General features: G+C 68.5%; 23 protein-coding genes. 15 read left to right on the forward strand and 8 right to left on the reverse strand.

Going from position 1 to position 20714, the window contains the following annotated elements; translation table 11 throughout:
* Positions 1 to 143 precede the first annotated feature (143 nt).
* Together ybeY and B9A95_RS19860 are read right to left on the reverse strand one after the other, a co-directional pair.
* Positions 144 to 611 carry an rRNA maturation RNase YbeY gene (ybeY, locus tag B9A95_RS19855; RefSeq protein WP_084048860.1) on the reverse strand — a complete coding sequence of 156 codons (468 nt, stop codon included), beginning with the start codon at positions 609 to 611 and terminating at the stop codon, positions 144 to 146.
* 143 nt (positions 612 to 754) lie between these two features.
* Positions 755 to 1807 (reverse strand): PhoH family protein, encoded by a 1053-nt coding sequence (locus B9A95_RS19860; protein WP_084048861.1) that lies wholly within the window; start codon positions 1805 to 1807, stop codon positions 755 to 757.
* Between the two features lie 228 nt (positions 1808 to 2035).
* Between B9A95_RS19860 and aroE the strand changes: the two genes are divergently transcribed.
* Genes aroE through B9A95_RS19880 form a run of 4 tightly spaced genes read left to right on the forward strand, consistent with a single transcriptional unit; the run spans position 2036 to position 7907 of the window.
* A complete protein-coding gene (gene aroE, locus B9A95_RS19865; RefSeq protein WP_245808398.1) occupies positions 2036 to 2908 on the forward strand; it encodes a shikimate dehydrogenase in 873 nt (290 codons plus the stop codon).
* Positions 2908 to 6189, forward strand: coding sequence for a PAS domain S-box protein (locus B9A95_RS19870; RefSeq protein ID WP_084048862.1), 3282 nt, complete (start codon positions 2908 to 2910; stop codon positions 6187 to 6189). Before aroE ends, B9A95_RS19870 begins: the two co-directional genes overlap by 1 nt.
* On the forward strand, positions 6186 to 7418 hold the full coding sequence (locus B9A95_RS19875) for a hybrid sensor histidine kinase/response regulator (RefSeq protein ID WP_084048863.1): 1233 nt from the start codon (positions 6186 to 6188) through the stop codon (positions 7416 to 7418). Before B9A95_RS19870 ends, B9A95_RS19875 begins: the two co-directional genes overlap by 4 nt.
* 27 nt (positions 7419 to 7445) lie before the next feature.
* Positions 7446 to 7907: an OsmC family protein gene (locus tag B9A95_RS19880; protein WP_084048864.1), complete on the forward strand. Its 462-nt coding sequence runs from the start codon at positions 7446 to 7448 to the stop codon at positions 7905 to 7907.
* A gap of 74 nt (positions 7908 to 7981) precedes the next feature.
* Here B9A95_RS19880 and B9A95_RS19885 read toward each other — a convergent pair whose 3' ends face one another.
* Both B9A95_RS19885 and deoC read right to left on the reverse strand, forming a co-directional pair.
* Entirely contained in the window at positions 7982 to 8545 is a 564-nt protein-coding gene (locus B9A95_RS19885; protein WP_084050853.1) for a Maf family nucleotide pyrophosphatase, read from the reverse strand.
* A gap of 22 nt (positions 8546 to 8567) precedes the next feature.
* Positions 8568 to 9230 (reverse strand): deoxyribose-phosphate aldolase, encoded by a 663-nt coding sequence (deoC, locus tag B9A95_RS19890; protein WP_139806902.1) that lies wholly within the window; start codon positions 9228 to 9230, stop codon positions 8568 to 8570.
* Between the two features lie 60 nt (positions 9231 to 9290).
* Between deoC and prxQ the strand changes: the two genes are divergently transcribed.
* Positions 9291 to 9788 (forward strand): thioredoxin-dependent peroxiredoxin PrxQ, encoded by a 498-nt coding sequence (prxQ, locus tag B9A95_RS19895; protein ID WP_084048866.1) that lies wholly within the window; start codon positions 9291 to 9293, stop codon positions 9786 to 9788.
* The gene (rpiA, locus tag B9A95_RS19900; RefSeq protein ID WP_084048867.1) at positions 9781 to 10464 is read left to right on the forward strand and encodes a ribose 5-phosphate isomerase A; all 684 of its coding nucleotides are present in this window, start codon (positions 9781 to 9783) and stop codon (positions 10462 to 10464) included. Before prxQ ends, rpiA begins: the two co-directional genes overlap by 8 nt.
* 82 nt (positions 10465 to 10546) lie before the next feature.
* Here the strand turns inward: rpiA and B9A95_RS19905 are convergent, their stop codons facing one another.
* Positions 10547 to 11173, reverse strand: a complete 627-nt coding sequence (locus tag B9A95_RS19905; protein ID WP_084048868.1) for a C40 family peptidase — start codon at positions 11171 to 11173, stop codon at positions 10547 to 10549.
* Positions 11174 to 11567: 394 nt separating this feature from the next.
* On the opposite strand from B9A95_RS19905, the gene B9A95_RS19910 reads away from it, so the two are divergent.
* The 8 genes from B9A95_RS19910 (at position 11568) to aat (ending at position 17000) form a co-directional block, all read left to right on the forward strand.
* On the forward strand, positions 11568 to 11948 hold the full coding sequence (locus B9A95_RS19910; protein ID WP_084048869.1) for a hypothetical protein: 381 nt from the start codon (positions 11568 to 11570) through the stop codon (positions 11946 to 11948).
* Between the two features lie 7 nt (positions 11949 to 11955).
* Entirely contained in the window at positions 11956 to 12633 is a 678-nt protein-coding gene (locus B9A95_RS19915; protein ID WP_084048870.1) for a uracil-DNA glycosylase, read from the forward strand.
* A 25-nt stretch (positions 12634 to 12658) separates the two neighbouring features.
* Positions 12659 to 13117, forward strand: coding sequence for a hypothetical protein (locus B9A95_RS19920; RefSeq protein ID WP_084048871.1), 459 nt, complete (start codon positions 12659 to 12661; stop codon positions 13115 to 13117).
* Positions 13118 to 13863: 746 nt separating this feature from the next.
* Positions 13864 to 14121 carry a DUF1844 domain-containing protein gene (locus tag B9A95_RS19925; RefSeq protein WP_084048872.1) on the forward strand — a complete coding sequence of 86 codons (258 nt, stop codon included), beginning with the start codon at positions 13864 to 13866 and terminating at the stop codon, positions 14119 to 14121.
* A gap of 1 nt (position 14122) precedes the next feature.
* The gene (gene dtd / locus B9A95_RS19930; protein ID WP_084048873.1) at positions 14123 to 14566 is read left to right on the forward strand and encodes a D-aminoacyl-tRNA deacylase; all 444 of its coding nucleotides are present in this window, start codon (positions 14123 to 14125) and stop codon (positions 14564 to 14566) included.
* 47 nt (positions 14567 to 14613) lie between these two features.
* A complete protein-coding gene (locus tag B9A95_RS19935) occupies positions 14614 to 15729 on the forward strand; it encodes a peptidoglycan DD-metalloendopeptidase family protein (protein ID WP_084048874.1) in 1116 nt (371 codons plus the stop codon).
* Between the two features lie 73 nt (positions 15730 to 15802).
* Positions 15803 to 16216, forward strand: coding sequence for a PaaI family thioesterase (locus B9A95_RS19940; RefSeq protein WP_084048875.1), 414 nt, complete (start codon positions 15803 to 15805; stop codon positions 16214 to 16216).
* A gap of 163 nt (positions 16217 to 16379) precedes the next feature.
* Entirely contained in the window at positions 16380 to 17000 is a 621-nt protein-coding gene (aat, locus tag B9A95_RS19945; RefSeq protein ID WP_084048876.1) for a leucyl/phenylalanyl-tRNA--protein transferase, read from the forward strand.
* 19 nt (positions 17001 to 17019) lie between these two features.
* Here aat and B9A95_RS19950 read toward each other — a convergent pair whose 3' ends face one another.
* Positions 17020 to 18273: an Nramp family divalent metal transporter gene (locus tag B9A95_RS19950; RefSeq protein WP_170928806.1), complete on the reverse strand. Its 1254-nt coding sequence runs from the start codon at positions 18271 to 18273 to the stop codon at positions 17020 to 17022.
* Between the two features lie 202 nt (positions 18274 to 18475).
* Here B9A95_RS19950 and serA point away from each other — a divergent pair, with 202 nt between their 5' ends.
* Positions 18476 to 20104 carry a phosphoglycerate dehydrogenase gene (serA, locus tag B9A95_RS19955; protein WP_084048878.1) on the forward strand — a complete coding sequence of 543 codons (1629 nt, stop codon included), beginning with the start codon at positions 18476 to 18478 and terminating at the stop codon, positions 20102 to 20104.
* Between the two features lie 62 nt (positions 20105 to 20166).
* Here serA and B9A95_RS19960 read toward each other — a convergent pair whose 3' ends face one another.
* Positions 20167 to 20451 (reverse strand): hypothetical protein, encoded by a 285-nt coding sequence (locus B9A95_RS19960; protein WP_084048879.1) that lies wholly within the window; start codon positions 20449 to 20451, stop codon positions 20167 to 20169.
* On the reverse strand, positions 20448 to 20597 hold the full coding sequence (locus B9A95_RS34000; protein ID WP_170928723.1) for a hypothetical protein: 150 nt from the start codon (positions 20595 to 20597) through the stop codon (positions 20448 to 20450). The genes B9A95_RS19960 and B9A95_RS34000 overlap by 4 nt, the downstream gene beginning before the upstream one ends.
* Between the last annotated feature and the right edge of the window lie 117 nt (positions 20598 to 20714).

A 20714-nucleotide genomic window follows, 5' to 3' on the forward strand; every position in this document is an offset into this window, starting at 1 on the left:
GCGCCGCGGGAGCTCAGAAACGGGATGGAGAACGGTCTGCTGGCGTCTGTGCGTCTACCCTCTGGCACGAGGACGGGCTGCGCCCGTCACCCCCCTTCCCGGCCCTCCCCCACAGGGAGGGAGAAAAAGCCCCTCTTGCCGAACTACACACCTTCGGGCAGCGCCAATTGCGCCGCGTTCCAGGCGTCGTGGAAGACCTGCCATTCCTCCCCGGTCGCGCCTTCCTCAAAGCCCAGTCCCTCGGCGTGAGGATGGTCGTGCCCGGCGAGGTGCGTCAGGCCGTGGCTGGCGAGCAGGGCCACCTCGCGCGTGAGCGAGTGCCCACGTGCCCTGGCCTGCCGCGCCGCCGTGTCCAGGCTGATAAAGATGTCACCGAGGTGCGGAGGCATAAAGGGATCGCCCGGTTCCCAGGTGGGAAAACTCAGCACATCGGTGGCCGCGTCCTCGCCCCAGTGCTCGCGCTTGAGTTGGCGGATGGCCCGGTCCCCGACGAGCACCACCGTCACGTCCCGGTCCTCCAGGCCGAACTGCTGCATCGCCGCCTCCAGACTCGCGCGCAGGGCGGGGCGCAGACCGGAGGGCGGCGTCTTGCGGGCGATGAGCTCGATCACGCCTCAGAGCATAGGGCAGCGCGCGGAGAACAGACTTGTAAAGCTCTTCTGTAAAGCTGTCCAAGTCCGGAGGAGCGGGCCAAAAAAGCAGAGGCAGAGGCCCCAGACGGCTCCCTCTGCTCTCTGCTCCCGGGGCCCTCTGCCTAGCGGTCCCCTTCATCCTCCGGGATATTGGCAAACTCACCGCGCCGCGCGCCCCGCTTGTCCTGCTCGGCTTCCTCGGCAGCCTCGTAGGCCTTGATGATGCGGCCCACGAGGGGGTGACGCACCACATCCACATCGGTAAACTCGTGCCAGCCGATGCCCTCGATGCTGCCCAGCACGCGTTTGGCAACGGCAAGGCCGCTCGTCACGTGGCGCGGCAGGTCAATCTGCGTCACGTCGCCCGTCACGACGACTTTGGAGGAAAAGCCCATGCGGGTGAGGAACATCTTCATCTGCTCGCCGGTGGTGTTCTGCGCCTCGTCGAGGATCACGAAGGCGTCGTTCAGTGTCCGGCCACGCATAAAGGCCAGCGGCGCAACTTCGATGACACCGCTCGTCAGGTACGACTCGAACTTCTCCTGATCCAGCATGTCGTACAGCGCGTCGTACAGTGGGCGCAGGTAAGGATCGATCTTGGCCTGGAGGTCACCGGGCAAGAAGCCCAGCCGCTCGCCCGCTTCCACCGCCGGACGGGTCAGGATAATGCGCTTGACCTTCTTGGCCTTGAGGGCCTGCACGGCCATCGCCACGGCGAGGTAGGTCTTGCCGGTGCCCGCAGGGCCGATGCCGAAGGTGATGTCGCCCTTCTCGATCTTGTCGAGGTAAATCTTTTGCCCCGGCGTCTTGGGCTTGAGGCCGCGGGGCAGGCTCAGGCCCTGCACCTGGGTTTCCTGGGCCAGGCTGCGGCCCTCGCCGCTCATGCGGGCGCTGCGCAGCAGGCTCTCGGGGGTCAGCTCGCCGCCGCCACGCACCACGTCCAGCGCGTCGCGGACCATGCGTTCGGCAGCCTGCACGTCACTGCTGTCTCCGGTAATCGTGACCGTCTCGCCCCGCGCGATGATCTTGGCGGGGGTCAGCTCGCGCATGCGGCGCAGGTTGGCGTCGCCCGCGCCCAGCAGCGCAAAAGCTTCGCGCTGGTTGGCGAGGTGCAGCGTGGCGGTCGCGCCGCTTTGTTCCGGGGAGGGCTGGCCGGTGGGGGTGCGTTCTGTCAAATCAGCTCCTGTTCGTGTGCGCCTACAAGCGCACTCTCCCCCCGCGTCTAGGCTGGAGGGAGAGGCAGGGGGAAAAGGTCATTCGGACGCTCTCATTTTCGGACGGATGGAGGAGGGCAGACGTGGGGCGGGGCACAATCGGGCGCAGCAAGGCCGTGGACGTAAGGGAAGGGTGAACGGCGCACGCGGCCGGGGAAGAGGGCGAGGCCGTGGCATAGACTGGGCCGCGTGAATGGCGGCGTGAAGTTTCCTGGCGGGCCAGCGGATGAACAGCGGGGTGCCCTGCGCGCTTACCTGTATGCCGATCCGGCGGCGCACTCCCTTTCTCCGGCCATGCACCGCGCGGCCTTCGCACACGCTGGCCTGCGGGGCGAATACGAGGCGGTGCGCGTGCCGCCGGAAGGTTTGCGGGACGCCCTGGAGCGTCTGCGGCAGCCCGGGGTGCTGGGTGCGAACCTCAGCTTGCCCCACAAGGAGGCGGCGCTGCCGGACCTTGATGCCCTCACGCCGGGGGCACGCGCCATCGGGGCCGTCAATACGGTGATTCACCGCGACGGGCGGCTCACGGGCGAGAACACGGACGCGCCGGGGCTGCTCGCGGCTCTACGGGACGCAAACGCGCCGGCCCAGAGTCACGTCGTCGTTCTGGGAGCGGGTGGGGCGGCGCGGGCGGCGGTGTACGTGGCCCGTGAACACCTGGGGCGGGACGTGTCTGTCGTCAACCGCACCCGTGCCCGCGCCGAGGAACTCGCCGCCGCGTGGACCACGCCCGGCCCACAGGTTCGCGCCGCTGATCCCTCTGAGGTCCCCTGGGACGAGGTTTCCCTCATTGTCAATGCCTCCAGTGCGGGGCTCTCCAACCCTGAGCAGACGCCGCTGCCCGACTTCGACTTCCCCCGGCTTTCGACCCACGCCCTCGTGTACGACATGGTGTACAAGCCGCGCGAAACCCGGTTGATGGCGGAAGCGCGCCGGGCGGGGCTGCGAGCGGAAAACGGGCTGGGTATGCTTGCGCACCAGGCGCGGCTGGCCTTCGCCGCCTGGACGGGAGCGGACGTTCCCGTGGGCGTGTTTCTGGAGGCGCTGGAGGCGCGGGCCTGATGCGCGCCGCCGTGCTGCCGCCGCACCGACGCCTGCCGCTGGCGGTGATGCTGCTCGTGCTGCTGCTGAGCCTGTTCGCGGCGGCGCTGCTCAATTCCTTTGTGCTGGCGCAGCAGCAGGCGCGCTTCGACCGCGATGTCAAGCGGTACACCGATACCCTCTCAGAGCGGCTGGCCGCTTACGAGGCGCTGCTGCGCGGCACCCGCGCTTTCTGGCAGGTGCAGGGGCAGACGCCGGAGGATCAGCCTGGCGAGGCGGAATTCGCGGCCTATGCCCGGCACCTGGGCATCGGGGAGCGCTCCGGGGACGTGCTGGCCCTGGGTTTTTCGCGCTGGGGCGAGACGCTGGGGGGCTCGCCGCGGGCGGTGGTGTCGCGCATCGCGCCGCTGAGCAGCACCAACCGCACCGTGCTGGGCTTCGACATGCTGGGCGAGGCGGTGCGGCGGGAAGCGATCTTGCGCGTACGTGCACGCGGCGGTCTGCAGGCGAGCCGCCCGCTGAGGCTGGTGCAGCGCGGTCCGGACGGCCAGCCACTCCGGGGCATGCTGCTGTTTTTGCCGGTGCAGGAAGGTGCGTCGTTTGGAGGCGTGGTGTACGTGGCGTTGCGGCTTGACCGCCTGCTGAGCAGCCTGGTTCCAACGGGTACCGAGCGCAGCGTGCAGGTCCGGGTGCGGGCGGGCGGCGAGTTGCTGGGCACGCTTCATTCCAACGCGGAGACGGCCTTTCACCAGACGGTCCGGCTGAATGCCGCCGGCCTGCCCTGGGAGCTGGAGGTCAGCGCACCGAACACCTTCGGGCGCGATCCCGTGGCGGCGCTGCCGGTGGTGGTGCTGATCGCCGGGATGCTCGTGGCAGGGCTGGCCTTCTTGCTGATGCAGTCGCAGGTGAGGGCCCGCGAACGGGCCGAGCGGGCCACCCGGACCCTGGCCGAGTCGCGCGTCAGTCTGGAGCGGTCGCGCGCCGAGTTCGAGGCGATTTTCCAGGCCATTCAGGACGCGGCGGCCTTTGCCGACGGCGGAGGGCAGGTGCGGCAGGTCAACCGGGCCCTGAGCCGGCAATTCGGCCACGCGCCGGACGCGCTGATCGGGCAGCCGCTCGACCGGCTGCATGTGGACCGCCGCCTGGCCCGGCACTCTACCTTTCAGGCCCTCACCACGCCCTACCGCCGCGCGGACGGCAGCCTCTTCTGGGGCGAAGCGCAGCGCAGCGAGGTGGTCGCTGCGGGTGGCGAGGTGCTCGGCCTACTGGAGGTCGTGCGGGACGTGACCGGGCGGCTGGAGGCCGAGCGGGCCGTGCAGGCCGAGGAACGCCGCTCGCGCGCGGTGCTCGACGCCATTCCCCACATCGTCTGGGTCAGCGATGCCCAGGGCCGCATCACCGACGTGAACGCCCACCACCGCGAGCGGCTGGGCGAGGACCGGGTGCGGGAGCGCGTGCATTCCGAGGACCGCGAAGCCTACGACCGCATGTGGGCCGCCGCCTACGGCACCCACGCGCAGACCAGCTGCGAGGTGCGGCTCCTGGTCGGCGGAGCGCCGGGCGAGCGCGCGTACCGCTGGTTTGTGCTGCGGGTGGCGGCCACCCGCGATGAGGGCGGCGCGGGCGAGGTCAGCGAGTGGGTGGCGTCGGCCAGTGACATCCACGACCGCCTGCTGGCCGAGCGCCTCGCGCAGCGAAACGAGGAGCGCTACCGCGGTGTGCTGGAGGGCATGCCCCAGATCGTGTGGCTGGCCGACGGCGGCGGTCAGCCCACCTACTTCAACCAGCGCTGGGAAGAGTACGTGGGTCCTGAACGTGCCCACGCGGGGTTTCTGAACCTGCTGCACCCCGAAGACCGGCCCGAGTACCAGCGCCGCTGGATGGAGGCGGTGCGGGCGAACCGGCCTTTCGAGGACGAGCACCGGCTGCTCGGCCACGGCGACCGTTACCGCACCTTTGTCACCCGGGGGCTGCCGGTGCGCGGCGCGGGCGGTCAGGTACTCGAGTGGGTGGGCACCAGCACCGACGTGGACGACCAGGTGTACGCCGAGGCAGCGGCGCGGCTGCTGGCCGACGTGTCCGAGCGGCTCTCGGCGCGCACCGTGGACCTGCTGGGCGACCAGGTGGGGCATTACCGGGCAGCGCTGGACCTGATCACCGGGCGGATGGTGGAGCGCGCCGGGCTGTGGGGCATGACGCCGCGCCTGACCCTGCTGGCCACCTCACGTGGGCACCCAGACCAGTTTTCGCCGGACCTGCACGCACAGGTGCGCTCGGCGCTGGAAGAGGTCGTCCGCAGCGAGGACCCCGTATTCGCCGGTCAGGGCAACTACCCCGCCCTGCACGAGCTGAATGCGGCGGGCGCGGTGCTGTACCCCCTGATGGGCCGCGACGGTTCGGTTCGGGGGGTGCTGGGCCTGGCCTACCGTCAGCCGGCGTCGGACCGCGACCACGAACTCGCCTACGAACTCGCCAAGCGGTTTGCGACGGCCCTCGACAACGACGCGCTGCGCGCCCAGGCGGAGGCAGCCAACACTGCGCTGCAGGCCCTCAACCAGTCGCTGGAAGAGCGGGTTGCGGTGCGCACGCTGGAGTTGCAGGAGGCCAACCGCGAACTCGAAGCGTTTTCCTACAGCGTCTCGCACGACCTGCGCACCCCGCTGCGGCACATCGTGGGGTTTGGTGACCTGCTGCGCAAGGACCTGGGCGAGGGCCTCAGCCCCAAGGGCGAGCGCTACCTGGGGGTGATCACCGACGCAGCGGCCCGCATGAGCCAGCTGATCGACGACCTGCTGGAGTTCTCGCGCATGGGCCGTCAGGAGCTGCGCCGGGGTCCGGTGGACCTCAGCGCGGTCGTGCGCGATGCCTGGCAGAATCTGGAACCTGACCGCGCCGGGCGCGACGTGGCCCTGACCGTGGGCGAGCTGCCCACCGTGCAGGGCGACGCGGCGCTGCTGTCGCAGGTCTTTGCCAACCTGCTGTCCAACGCGCTGAAGTACACCCGCACGCGGGAGCAGGCCCGGGTGGACGTGAGCGCGCATCTCCAGGGCGCGGAGGTCACGCTGACAGTTCGTGACAACGGCGTAGGTTTCGATCCCAAATACACGGATAAACTGTTCGGCGTGTTTCAACGTCTGCACCGCGCCGAGGAGTTTGAGGGCACTGGCATCGGCCTGGCGAACGTTCGCCGAATCGTCTTGCGCCACGGGGGCCGGGTCCGCGCCGAGGCCGTTCCCGGTGAGGGGGCCGCCTTTCACGTCACCCTGCCGCTAGGTGGGCCGGGTGGGGACGTGAACGAATGAGTTCCAGTTCTCCGAACCGCGATCACGCCCTGCCGCAGGAGGGCCAGACCCTGCATATCCTGCACCTCGAGGACAACGAACTCGACCACGAACTCGTGGCCCTGAGCCTCGACGGCGAACTGCCCTGGCCGGTGGAGATCGAGCGCGCCGAGGACGAGGCGGGGTTTCTGAACGCCCTCACCGCGCGCCCGCCGCACATCGTCTTGAGCGACTTCGCGCTGCCCGGTTACGACGGCCTGTCGGCCTACCACGCCGTGCAGGCCCGCGCCCCCCATCTGCCCTTCATCATCGTGACGGGCGCGATGGGGGAAGAGGTGGCGGTGGACACCCTGCGCCAGGGCGTGACCGACTACATCCTCAAGGGCCGCCTGGAACGCCTCGCGCCGAGCGTGAAGCGTGCCATCGCCGAGGCCGACGCCCGCGATCAGCGTGAGCGTGCCGAGCAGGAGGTCCGCAAGCTCAACCTGTCGCTGCAGGTCCGGCTGGAGGAGGTCGAGCGGTTGCGCGGCATCGCCGAGGCCCAGCGTCAGCGCCTGGAGTTGCAGGCCCAGCAGCTCGAAGAGGCCCTGCAACTCCAGAAGACGTTTCTGGCCGAGACCAGCCACGAGCTGCGCACGCCCCTGACTGCCCTGCTGGGCTACCTGCGCCGCGCCGAGCGCGAGGTGGGCGGCTCACAGACCCTGCTGGACGCCCAAAGGGTCGCCGAGAACATGACCCGGCTGGTCAACGACCTCTTGCAGCTCTCGCGCGGCGAACTCGTGCCCAGCATCGAGACGCACTTCGTCAACCTGGGCCGTATTGTGCGGCACGTGGGGCGCGACTACGGGGTGGCCGCCGAGTCGCCCGATATGGAGATCGTGGGCGATCCAGGGCGGCTCACGCAGGTGTTTGTCAACCTCGTCACCAATGCGGTGCGGGTGTGCGGCTCGGCGGAGCTGGTGCAGTTGCGCGGCTGGCAGAACGGGGCGGGCGACGCCTGTGTGGACGTGGTGGACCGGGGGCCCGGCGTGCCGGACCACATCAAGCCGCGCATCTTCGACAAGTTCTACCGGGGGAAGGAGGCGGGCTCGGCCGGCCTGGGCTTAACCATCGCGCAGCAGGTGGTCCACTCCCACGGCGGTACGTTGGAGGTGCTGGACACCCCAGGCGGCGGGGCCACCTTCCGGGTGTGCCTCCCGCTGCCCGCCGAGGACGACGACGAGTTTGAGGTGGACGCGGACCTGTCGTAAGTCTCTTCCGGGCGCTACCCTGGGCCCATGACCCCATCCGACGTCAATACCGCCCTTCTCAACCCCAACGTCAAGACCATGCACGTCACCTGGCTGGGCGAGCAGCGCTATGTGGGCGTGTCGGCCAGTGGGCACCAGCTGCTGATTGACAACAGTCCCGTCAAGGTGGGCGTGTCGCCGATGGAGGCCCTGCTGGGCGCGCTTGCCACCTGCACCGCCTACGACGTGGTGGAGGTGATGAAAAAGCGCCGCACGCCCCTGAGCAGGTACCGCATCGAGGTGGAGGGCGAGCGGGCCGAGACCACCCCGAAGCGGTACACCCGCATCGTGGTGCGCCACATCGCCTCCGGGGAGGGCGTGACCCAGGAAGCCCTGGACCGGGCCGCCCACCTCAGCCACGAGAAGTACTGCTCGGTGGCGGCCAGCCTCAACAGTGAGGTCGTGCTGGAGACGCGGGTGGAGGAGATGACGGCTACGGCCAGTGTGTAGCGCGGGACCCGGCAGCTGTAGGGGAAGGTGGGAGAGGGGCTAAGCCCGTCTCCCACCTTCCCCTTCCCCAGGTCCTATTCCCCCCACACCGTCACGCCTGCGCCCCGAAGCAGCCGGATCACCAGCCCCAGTGGAAAGCCCACCACGTTCGAATAGTCGCCGTCCACCCGCGCGACAAGGGCCATTCCGAGGGCCTGGATGCCGTAGCCCCCGGCCTTGTCCAGGCCTTCGCCTGTGCGGGCGTAGTGGTGGATCTCAGCGTCGGTCAGCGAACGGAAGGTCACGTCGGTGCGCTCCACGCCGCCCGTCTCCTGCCCGGCCACGATGACCGTGACGCCCGTGTACACCTGGTGGGTCTGGCCCGAGAGGCGGTGGAGAAAGGCGGCGTTCTCCGCCTCATCCTCCGGCTTGCCCAGCAGTTCGCCACCGGTGGCGACGACGGTATCGGCGGCGATCACCACGGTTTGCGGGTGCTGCCGGGCCACCGCCCGTGCCTTGAGGCCCGCGAGTTCGCCCGCCAACCGCTCGGGATCCCGCTCGGGGCTGTCCTCGGCCTCACCGCTGACCAGCACCCGGAAGGGCACGCCCAGGTTCCCCAGCAGTTCGCGCCGCCGGGGACTGCCTGAGGCCAGGATCACCTCGCGTCCACCCGCCACAACTTCAGTAGCCAGAACCGTTCCCCTCCCCACGCACGAGGCCCACGCCGCCTGAGGTGCCGAGCCGCGTCGCGCCCGCGTCAATCATCGCCCGCGCGTCCGCTGGGGTCCGCACGCCGCCCGCCGCCTTGATCTGGGCGCGGCCCGCGATCACTTCCGCCATCAGGCGCACGTCCTCCACGGTTGCGCCACCCGTGCCGAAGCCCGTACTGGTCTTGACGAACTCCGCGCCCGCCGATACCGCCGCCGCCGTCGCGGCCCGTTTTTGCTCGTCGCCGAGGTAGCAGGTCTCGATAATCACTTTCAGTACGGTCTCGGGAATGGCCCGGCGCACAGCGCGGATGTCCGCCTCCACCGTGTCCCAGTCGCCTTCCAGGGCCGCGCCGATATGGATGACCATATCCACCTCGTCGGCCCCAGCCTCCACGCTCAGGCGGGCCTCGACGGCCTTCTGGCCGGGCAGCGTTGCGCCCAGGGGAAAGCCGCAGACGGTGGCGACCTTCACGCCGGACCCCGCGAGTTCGGCGGCAGCGAGGGGCACGTACACGGGATTCACGCATACGGCGGCAAAAGCGTGCTCGCGCGCCTCGGCGCACAGCTGGCGGATGTCGGCGGCGGTGGCCGTGGCCTTGAGGAGGGTGTGGTCGATGTAAGGGGCGAGGTTCACGCCGTCCAGCATACCCGCCCCCTGCGCCCGGCCTCCTCCTTTGTGGGCTACCCTCTGGGCATGACCGAAGCCGCCCCCCGCCTCGCCCCCGGTGAGGCTTTCCCCGAGTTTGCCCTGCCCGACGCGTCCGGCCACCCGCACCGCCTGACCGACTACGCGGGACGCTACGTCGTGCTGTACGCCTACCCCAAGGACGACACGCCCGGCTGCACCAAAGAAGCCTGCGACTTCCGCGACAACGCGCTCCTGAAGTCGCTCGGAGCCGTTATCCTGGGCGTGAGCCGCGACGATGCCGAGAGCCACGGGCAATTCGCCGAGAAGTACAGCCTGCCCTTTCCACTCCTGACCGATTCTGACGCCGCCTTTCTGAAGACGGTCGGCGCATATGGCGCCAAGAACATGTACGGCAAGGTCACCGAGGGGGTCAAGCGGGCCACCTTCCTGATCGGTCCAGACGGCAAACTCGTCAGAAGTTGGCTGGCGGTGAAGGTGGAGGGCCACGCCGATGCGGTGGTGGCCAGCATCGAGGCGGACCGGAAGGCGCGGGGCCATGCCTGAGTTGGAGGCTTTGAAGAAGGAGGCCGCCCTGCGCGCCGTCACCCTGGTGGAGAGTGGAATGCGCGTGGGCCTGGGCACCGGTAGCACCGCGAAATACGCCATTGAGGCCATCGGGGAGCGGCTCGCGTCGGGCGACGTGCGGAACGTGGTGGGCGTGGCGACGAGCGACGTTTCGGAAGCGCTGGCCCGTGAGGTGGGCATTCCGGTGGAGCCGCTGGACCCCCGGCCCCTTGACATCGCCATCGATGGCGCGGACGAGATTGATCCGGAACTGAACCTGATCAAGGGGCTGGGCGGAGCCTTACTGCGCGAGAAATTGACCGAGGTGCAGGCGCGGCGACTGGTGATTATCGCGGACCACACCAAAGTCGTGGCCCGGCTGGGAGAAAAGGCTCCGGTGCCCGTGGAGATCGCCCGCTTCGGCTTTCTGTCCACCATTGAGCGGTTGCGGGAGGTGGTGCCGGGTGGGCGGCTGAGGCAGCCGGGCGCACAGCCCTACGTGACGGACAATGGCAACTACATTTACGACGCGCAGCTTCCGGCGCAGTTCGGTCCTGCGGAGCTGGAGCGGCAGCTGAAGGGAACGTTGGGCGTCGTGGAAACGGGATTTTTCCTGGGGATGGCGGAGGTGGCGTTCGTGGCCGCCCCCGAGGGGGTGCGGGAGCTTCGGAGATAACGCCCGCACCAGAAGGGCAAAAAGTCTGCGCCCCAGCCGATGAAGGCTGGGGCGCAGGTTGTCGTGAAAGCGCCGGGGAATGTCAACCCATAACGCGGCGGGCACCCATAAAGCGGCTGGCCCAGTAGGGGTTGCCCAGCATGGGCTCAATGATGGTACGCCCGTGGTAGCTGTTCGCGTTGGCCATCATGCCGTCGCCGACGTAGACGCCCACGTGGCTCACGCCGCGGCCCATCGTGTTGAAAAAGACCAGGTCGCCGGGTTGCAGGTTTCGGCTGCTGACCGCGCGGCCCATGTTCCACTGGCCGATGGCGCTGTGGGGCAGGCGAACGCCCATCTGCGCGAAGACCTGCATGGTGAAGCCCGAGCAGTCGATGCCGCCGCCGCCCACGCCGCCCATCGCGTAGCGGATGCCCAGGAAGCGCGTGGCCGCCGTGCGAACGAAGGCGCCGCCTCGGGAGACGGGGGCGGCCGTGTTCAGGCGCGAGGTCGGGGGCTGCGCGGTGGCCGCGCCGCCCAGGTTGAGTTTCTGGCCTACGGCGATGGTGGTGCTGCTCAGCCGGTTGAGGCGCATCAGGGCAGCGGGCTCCATCCGGTTCGCGGCAGCGATTTTGGACAGCGTGTCACCGGATCTGACGGTGTAGGTGGCGGCGCTGGCTCCGGTGGACGCGAGGGCGAGGGCAATCAGAAGGGGACGCATGGCTTTCATCGACAGGAGAAGTTTAACGTGGCTTCATTTTTTTTTCCTTAATCCATGGAGGAAGTGACAGTTTTTATGCGCCTATACGTCCCTTATACGAACCTGATCACGATGAATACGGATAAAATCCGCGCTTGTCCTCAAGCTTCTCAGATTCTGACTCATTTCTAACGGGGCCAGGAAAACGGCGACCAGGCGGGCATCAAGGCGAAGAGGCCTATTCACGCGATCTCATGATCCTCATGACATAAAAGGAGGCTGGAATTTTGCCAGCCTCCCAGGATGTTTTCATGGGAAAGCGCCCCTCTGGGGTGGTGTGGACGGTGGGAGGGACGGCTCTATACTCGGAGTCAACGGCGCTGCTCCCACTTCCCCTCCCCATTCTCTTTTTGCAGGAGGCTCCATGAAAGAACCCCTGACCACGGAACAACTGCTGCAAGGCCTGAAGCATTACCGCCGCATCGCCCGGCAGGACATGCTGCGCGCGCCTGAGACGCCCCACCCCGACGCCTTTTTGAAGCACGCCGAGAGCCGGCGCGAGGTCTACGTGGCGTTGGGCACCTACGCCGAGTCGCACGCTACTGAGGACGTTGTGGCGCACGCACTGGCGCTGTACCGGCAGCTCCCCTTCGCCACTGGCACCCCAGAGCACGAGCATCCGGATCTCAAGGGCCGCGAGAACGCGCTGGAGAACTTCTTCCTGCTTGTGGGGCTGGACCCCAAAACGCGCCGGGAAGCGCGCAGCAAGCGCCCCAAGCTCCAGAACCCGGCGCCCACGGGTTGACCTGGGCGTGAGCGTGGCCGAAGCGGACGCCCGTCCCACCGCCCTGAGCACCCTGGAAGAGCAGGCCCGGACCTGCACGGCCTGCCGCCTGCGCCCAGGCTGCTCGGGGGTGGTGGCGGCAGGTGGCAGGCCGGACGCGCCCCTCCTGATTGTGGGTGAGGCCCCAGGCGGCGATGAGGACCGCCTGGGCCACCCCTTTGCCGGACCGGCCGGGCAGATGCTGGACCGCATTCTGGCCGCCGTGGAGCTGACCCGCGAGGAGGTCCACCTCACCAGCCTGGTTCAGTGCCGTCCACCGGGAGACCGCGCTCCGTGGGGAGACGAGGTGGAGGCCTGCACGCGGCTGTGGTTGAGGCCACGCCTGAACCTGCTGCGCCCACGCGTCGTCCTGACCCTGGGCAACGCGCCCGCCCAGTTCCTGCTCGGTACGCGGCAGGGCATCACCCGGCTGCGCGGCACCTGGTTTCCCTTTTCTTGTGGAGATGGGGCGCACGGCGCGCTGCTGATGCCCCTGTTTCATCCCGCCTACCTGCTGCGGCACGAATCGCGCGCCGTGGGAGGCCCCCGTAGCCTGACCTGGCGCGATATCCGCGAGGTGGCGGCGGTGCTGCGGGGCGAGAAGGAACCGGAGGGGTTGCGGCCCGGTCCGCCGGTGCCCGTGGGCAACCAGCCGCTGTTGTTCTGAGGCGACCTGGCGTAGGAGGAGCGTCATGCCACAACCGGTCGTGGGTCATCCGCCCTGCCTGGACGGTTCTTCCGGGGGGCCAGGCCGCAGTCAGGAGGCCCTGTTCGGGACGTTCCACCCCGCCCGCAGCGGAGACCAGCATTTCGATCACCACATGGCCGAGCGGATGCGGCACACCCCGGTGCTGAGCGGCCGCACCAACTTCCTGGACAAGCTGGAGTGCTGGACGGGCGTGGCGAACGGTTCCCGGGCTGGCGCTGGGCGGCGGGAGACGGCGCGCGGCTTCAGGCTGGATACCGGTGGGCTGCGGTCCGCGGAGCTGGGGCGTGGTGCGGGAACACCCGTATGGTCCGGATCGCCGACGCCGCCGGGGAAATCCCGGCGCTCAAGCAGGCGGTGGGGCGCAAAACTTCTGCGTTTGCTGGGCGTATGCGCTGAAATCACCTGTTGGCGCACGGCCCGGTGGACGAACATCACCCGATGACCTTTCCGCTGGTGGGCGGCTCGGAAAACCTCCTGGCCTGCTGCGACACCCGCGCCGTTGCTGTTCGGGAGGTGTAGAGGTTGAGGGGTGCTCAGCGCTCTGGCACCGGCAGGCGGCGTTGGAGGGCTTGGCGGTTCGCGCCTGGGGAATTGAGCGGGCACGTCCTTCCGGCTGTTTAGCGCCGCCTCAATCCACGCACGCCGCACCTCGCCGTCGCCAAGCAGGTATTCCTCCACAATCTATTCCCCCTCCGGGCCCAGCACGGCGAGGGCCGCCACGGCCATTCGGCCCTTGCTTGAGGTGCAGTGGAGCAGCGGCCAGCAGCGGCAGTCGGGCGTCTGGTGCAGCGTCCGCCCGGCCAGGTTCCCGCCGCAGGTTGAGGACCGCGTCAGGCGAGCCGGTGTCCTTCCTGCAGGTGGTCCGGCTTGCCCCCAGGCAGGAGCTGTCACGGGAATACCATCAGGACTGCGTCTCATCCGTTATCAAGTCACCGATAAACTGAGCGGATCAAGCGGGAAAAACCGTGACGCGGAGGCGTGGAATCGCCGGAGCGAAGCGGAGCTCAGGGAACGGAACGGATGATCCGGAAAACGCATCACAGGCCTTCCGGCGATGCGGCTGCCCCATTCGCCCACATCCCGGAAGCTGACGCACCCGGCGGAAGAATCGGGCGCCGCAGCCCCAGCCTTTCGCATCCTCAAGCTCCTTCCTGACCAGTGACGGCGGAGGGCTGATAGCTTTTCCCCATGCCCCACCCCGAATTCGTCGGACTCGTGAATACCCTCCAAGCCACCGCCGAGGCGGCCATGGGCGAACTCAACGCCGCTACCGCCAGCGCTGCCCGCGACGGCCTCCTGACAGAGGGCCGCGCGCGGCAGACGGCCGAGCGCTCGCTGAAACTGCTCACCATGCTGGCCGAAAAGACGCGCGGCAACCTCGACTTCGGTGAAGCCGAACTGCTCACCGACGCCATCGGTGCTTTGCGCGCGCGCCTCGGCAATTGACATGCGCGCCGTGCTGCAGCGGGTAACGCGCGCCACCTGCACGGTGGACGGTGAAGTCACGGGTGAGACGGGCCCCGGCTTTCTGGTGCTGCTGGGCGTGGCCCCGGTCGACACGCCCGAAACGGCCCGCGCCCTCGCCGCCAAGATCGTCAAGCTGCGCGTCTTCGGTGACGACTCGGGCAGGATGAACCGCAGCGTGCTGGACATCGGCGGTGGGGTACTGAGCGTCAGCCAGTTCACCCTGTATGCCGACGCGCGCCGGGGCAATCGGCCGAGCTTTACCGGAGCCGCCGCGCCGGACCTCGCCCGCGCCCTGTATGGGGAATTTAACGCGGCGCTGCGCTCGCAGGGCGTGTCGGTGGGGGAGGGCATCTTCGGCGCGCATATGGTGCTGGACCTGACGAACGACGGCCCGGTTACGCTGGTGTTGGATACGGCAGAGTGAGGTGAACCTTCACGCATGGACTGGCAGGGCCCGCTATCCTGCCGCCCATGACACTCCGTCCCCTGGGCCATGTCCTGCTGCTCGCCGCTGCCCTGCTGACCGGCGTGGCCGGGGCCTACACGGTCAAACCCGGAGACACCCTGTATTCCATCGCCCGCGCCAACGGCATCACCGTGCCCGAGCTGATGCGCCTCAACGGCCTGACGGGCACCACCATTGAGGTGGGGCAAGTGCTGCGGCTGACGGGGGAGGCCCCGGCCAAACCTCCGCCTGCAGCGGCCTCCACCACGCCGCCCCTGACCCCGGCAGGCACCCCCGCACCATTGCCCCGTCCCCTTCCCCCCGGCACCGCGCAGCTCGCCGGGGTGACGGTCAGCGCTCCCGCCAGCCTCCGCATGGGCGACGCCTTCGTGCTGCACCTCAGCGGGCCGCGTGCCGGGCAGGCCACGGTCAGTTTTCCCAGCGAGGTGGGCGAGGATGTGCGCAGGCCAAACGAGGTGCTGACCCCCATTGGGGCTGCCGGGGAATACGTGGTACCGGGGCGTGTGGTGCTGGGCAAGACCACGCCCGCCGTGTACGAGGTGCGGGTAGGCGGCGATCTGGTGCGCGGCAGCATTCCGGTGACTGGGCTCGGGCAGACGGTGCAGCACCTCAACCTGCCCCCGGCGATCAGCCGCAAGCTTGAAGACCCTGGGCGCAAGGCCGAAGACGCTGCCGTCGAAAAGGCGTACGCCCTGCGGACGCCGCAGGCCTGGACCAAACCCTTTCGGCCCGCGGCGCAGGTTGGCGCCCAGAGCAGCGCCTTTGGTCAGCCGCGCACCTATGTGGCGGGTGGGCCGGTGCAGTACCACTACGGCACCGACTACCCCGCACGCGTCGGTACGCCCGTGACGGCCGTCAACGACGGCACCGTGATCCTGGCGGGCAAGTACCCCGTGCGTGGCGGACTGGTGGTCATCGACCACGGTGCGGGCGTGACCAGCCTGTATTTCCACCAGAGCAAGGTCATTGTCAAGCCGGGGCAAAAGGTCACGCGCGGTCAGAAACTCGGTGAGGTGGGCAGCACAGGCCTGAGCGCCGGGCCCCACCTTCACCTCGAAATCCGCGTGCGCGGCGAGGGCACGGCCCCAGCGGGGTGGATGAACCGGATCTGGCCGAAGTGAGTCGCCGGCGGCCAGCCTCCAGCTGCCAGCAAGAGCGGTTTAATGGGCGGCTGGAGGCTGGTAGCCTCTCCCTATGCTTCCCACCCCCGAACAACTCAGCGAATTCGGCTCGGGTTTCCTGCCCGGGCTGATCGGCATCCGCTTTACGCAAGTCGAGGCGCGGCTGCTCAGAAGCGAGTTCACCGTGCGGCCCGAGCTCCTCGCGCCCAACGGCTTTCTGCACGCGGCGAGCGTGGTTGCGCTGGCGGACACCACCTGCGGCTACGGCACCCGCCTGCTGTTGCCCGAGGGCGCAAATGGCTTTACCACCATCGAACTCAAGAGTAACCACCTGGGCACTGCCCGCGAAGGCGTGGTGACCTGCGAGGCCCGCGCCGTTCATACTGGGCGCACCACCCAGGTCTGGGACGCCGAGGTCCGCACGCCGGGCGGCAAGGTGATCGCGCTGTTCCGCTGCACGCAAGCGGTGCTGTACCCGAAGGGATGAGGCCAGGGCAGAGGGCCGCCCTCTGCCCTGGCCTCATCCCTTCCCCGGCTTGGCAGCCTGCGCTACTCATGGGTTGGGGATGCAGCGCGTCGGAACGGCCTGATCACCGCGCTTCGGCTGGTGGAGGGCCGAGGGACGGCGCGGTAGGATAAGCACCTTCTCCATGCCCCCAGCCTCCGCCTTTCTCCAGCATCCGGACCCCCTCACGCGCGAGGTGGCGCGGGGGTACGCCTCGGGCGCATTCCTGATGGACAACGGCGACGGCGTGCAGTGGTACGGGGTAGACACGCGGGCGCTGGTGCCCCTCACCGAGGCGGACGGCCTGCATGTGGCGCGGCGACTGCGGCGGGAACTGGACCGCTTTGAGGTCCGGGTGGATAGCGCTTTCGGGGACGTGGTGGAGGGTTGCCGGGGCCGCCTGCCCGGCGCGCCCGAGCGCGACGGCGAGTGGATCAGTCCGCCCCTCGCAGCGATGTACGCCCACCTGTTCGACTCGGGACTGGCCCATTCCTTTGAGGTCTGGCGGGATGGAGAACTCGCGGGCGGCATCCTGGGCCTGGCCCTCGGCGGAGCCTTTATCGCGGAAAGCAAGTTTCACCGGGTGACCAACGCGAGCAAGGCGGCCCTCGTGCGGCTGGCCGGGCATCTGCACGCGCAGAGCTTTACGCTGCTTGATGCCCAGATACAAAACCCCCACCTCGCCCGGCTGGGGGTCTACGAGGTGGGGGGGAAGGAGTACCGGCGGCGGCTGCGGGAGGCGCTGGAGCGGGAGGCAAAACTGTAGCGCCCTCCAGCCGCCCGCCTCACTTCACGAACGTTCCCCACAGCAGGTATCCGTTGAGTCCGATGATGATCGCCGCGAACAACCAGCCCAGTGCCGTGATGTGGGGACGGCTTTGCAGCACGCCCATTACGTCCCGGCGGGCGGTGAACATCAGGAGGGGCACCAGGGCGAAGGGCACGCCGAAGCTCAGGACCACCTGCGACAGCACCAGCGTGGAGGTGGCGTCCAGACCCATCAAGATCACCACGAAGGCCGGCAGCATGGTGATGGTGCGGCGCAGCCAGATCGGGATATGAAAGCCCACGAAGCCCTGCATGATGACCTGTCCGGCCATCGTGCCCACGGCGCTGCTGCTCAGGCCGCTGGCGAGCAGCGCGATTGCAAAGGCGATGGCGGCGGCCGGGCCGAGCAGCGGCGTCAGCGTGCGGTAGGCCGTTTCCAGGTTGCCGTCGCTTGCCACGCCCCCCTTGTAGAAGGTGGCCGCGCTGACCGCCAGCATGCTCATGTTGATCAGTCCGGCAAAGCCCATGGCAATCAGCACGTCGATGCGGTTAAGCCGCGAGAGCCGCACCTTTTCCTCGTCCGTGCGGGTGGGAATGCGGCCCTGCGTCAGTGCCGAGTGCAGGTAGATGACGTGGGGCATGACGGTGGCCCCAATGATGCCCACGGCCAGGTACACGGCCTCCTTGCCCTGAAAGGTGGGTACGAAACCGCCCAGCGCCGCCATCCCCGGATGCGCCAGCACGAACTGCACGAGGTACGCCACCCCGATGGCGAGCACGAAGCCCAGAATGGCGATTTCCAGCGGGCGGAAGCCGCGCTTTTGCAGCCCCAGCAGCGCGAAGGTCAGCACGCCCGTGATCGCCGCTCCCCAGATCAGCGGTAAGCCGGTGAGCAGATGGATGGCGAGGGCCGCACCCAGGAACTCAGCCAGGTCGGTCGCCATCGCCACCACCTCGGCCTGCACCCAGTACAGCCACACCAGGGGCCGGGGCCAGCGCTCGCGGATTACTTCGGGGAGATTCTTGCCCGTGGCAATGCCCAGCTTGGAGCTGAGGTTCTGAATCAGCATCGCCATCAGGTTGGCGGCCAGGATCACCCACAGCAGCGAGTAGCCGAAGCGGGCCCCGCCCTGGATGTTGGTGGCGAAGTTGCCGGGGTCCATATAGGCGATGGAGGCGATGATGGCCGGACCCAGAAACGGCGCCACGCGCCCCAGCCCGCGCCGCTTTTCTCCACGCTGGCTGAGGATCTCGGCGGCGCGGGCGGTCATGCGGGCGTCGAGGGTGGACATGTGCAGGGCAGGCGGTTCGGGCACGGGCCCAGGAGAACGGAGTGAAGACATGCCGTAAGTTTAGGTCAACCTAAAATTAATATCTACCTTAACAAATACTTAGGCGAGGAGGGGGGCGCATTCATACGCTCCCCCTAGCCAAATCCCCACGCCGGGCGCAGGGGCGGCTTACCCTGAAACCATGACGGCTTCCGTTCTGACCAGCCCCGAGCAGACCCACACTGTGCCCCTGCGCGTGCTGATCTGCGACGAGATGAACCCAGGCAACCTCCAGCACGAGGGCTTCGAGATTGACTACGAGGGCAACCTCCCCCGAGAGGAGACGCTGCGCCGTCTGCCTGGGTACGACGCCCTGATCACCCGCAGCCGCACCAAGGTGGACCGCGAACTGCTGGAGGCCGCCGGACCGCGCCTGAAGGTAATCGGACGCGGCGGCGTGGGGGTGGACAACATTGATCTCGACGCCTGCTCGCGGCGGGGCATCCTGGTGCTGAACGCTCCCGAGAGCAACAACGTCTCGGCCGCCGAACTCGCGCTGATGCACCTGCTCGCCGCCGCGCGTGGGCTCACCCGTTCGGACCGCAAGACCCGCGCGGGGGAGTGGGACCGCAAGTTCCTGGGCGTGGAACTCAAGGACAAGACGCTGGGTATCGTCGGGCTGGGCCGCATCGGCAGCATTATTGCGGACCGCGCCCAGGGCCTGCGGATGAACGTGGTGGCTTTTGACCCCTACGTTCCCGAGAACAAGTTTGAGCGCCTGGGCGTGGAGCGGGCCCCTTCCCTTGACGAGCTGCTCTCGCGGGTGGACTTCCTGACGGTTCACACACCCCTGACCGAGGAAACGCTGGGCATGGTCGGTGCGCGGGAACTGGCCCTCTTGAAGCCCGGCGCCATCGTGGTGAACGCGGCGCGCGGCGGCATCGTGCAGGAGCAGGCGTTGGTGGACGCGCTGCACTCCGGCCACCTCTTCGGTGCGGGCGTGGACGTGTTTATCGAGGAGCCGCCCGTGCCCGAGCACCCCTTCCTGAGCGCGCCCAACCTGGGCATCACGGCGCACCTCGGGGCGAACACGCGGGAGGCGCAGGAACGGGTGGGCGCGGAGATCGTGGGGCGCGTGCTGGCCGCGCTGCACGGCGACGTTAGCCGGGGTGCGGTAAATGCCCCCGCCCTCGACGCCAAGACGATGGAGGTGCTGGGCGGTTACCTGGAACTGGGCGAGAAGCTGGGGCGTATCCTCGCGCAGCTGCTGCCCGGCGCGCACGATCTGGAAATCACCTTCCGGGGTGAGTTTCCCGCCGATCCCGCGCCCGTCGTCACGTCGGCCCTCGTGGGTTACCTCAGCGGCTCCACCGACGAGCGGCCCAACATGATCAATGCCCGGGCGCTCGCCAAGGAGCGCGGCCTGAACCTCGCCGTGCGTGAGGTGGCCGACAGCCCCGATTACCAGACCGAAGTGATCGTGAAGGTCACGAGCGGCGCGCAAGGCGAGCGCCAGCGCACCCGCACAGTGGGTGGCACGGTCTTCGGGCGCAGCCCCCGCCTGACCCGCCTGCGCGACTTCCGGGTAGAACTCGCTCCGGAAGGGCACATCCTCGTCGCCTCCAACCAGGACCGGCCGGGGGCCGTCGCCAAGTTGTCGAACCTGCTGGGCACCTGGGGCATCAACATCGCCGGGATGGCCCTGGGCCGCGCTGAGAAGGGCGGGCAGGCCCTGTTTACCCTGACGCTCGACGACAGCCTGACTCCCGAGCAGCTGCAGGCGATCCGGGACCTGGACGTGATCGACTCGGCGTATCTGATTCGGGTGTAATCCCGGCAGGGGCGGGCGGGACGTGCGGCGAGAACGGCGCGTCCCGCCCGCCCCATGTGGCTCTATTTCTTGCAGGTCGGGCTCACCCGAACGCTGGGGTCGGCGGCCGTGTAACACGCCCTATCCGCGAAGTCCTTGCGGTTTTTGTTGTACTCGGCAAGGTCAATGGGCAGTGGGAACTTCTTCGGCTCGGTCCCCTTGCCCGTACCGGTGAAGTTGAAGGTAAAGGCGTAGGCGGCAGCCCCGCCGGAGGCACGGCGCTGAAGGCGAACTGACCGAAGAAGACGGCCCGCGCGCCGCCGAGGCTGAGGCTGGAGCTGTTGGAGAGGTTGAGGAAAGGCGCTCACGCTGCCGTGAATGCCCGCGTTGTGCGGTGTGGAGGCACCGCGGTGGCGTTTCGCAGTTCGGCCTGTACGGCCCAGCGCCCATTCGTGGTCTTCACGTCCAGCACCTTCCGCCGCCAGATGCGGTTGAGGAGGTGCTCGCCCCACATCCCTCCAGGAGCACGCGCCGACCGGAGCCGCCCGCCCTGCGGCCCGGGGCCCGCCTCGTTGCCGGGCGCACTGGAGGGCGCGGTTCAGCTCCTGAAGCGCTGGACGCCTACACGGCG

It is taken from the genome of Deinococcus hopiensis KR-140, from assembly GCF_900176165.1.
GTDB lineage: Bacteria > Deinococcota > Deinococci > Deinococcales > Deinococcaceae > Deinococcus > Deinococcus hopiensis.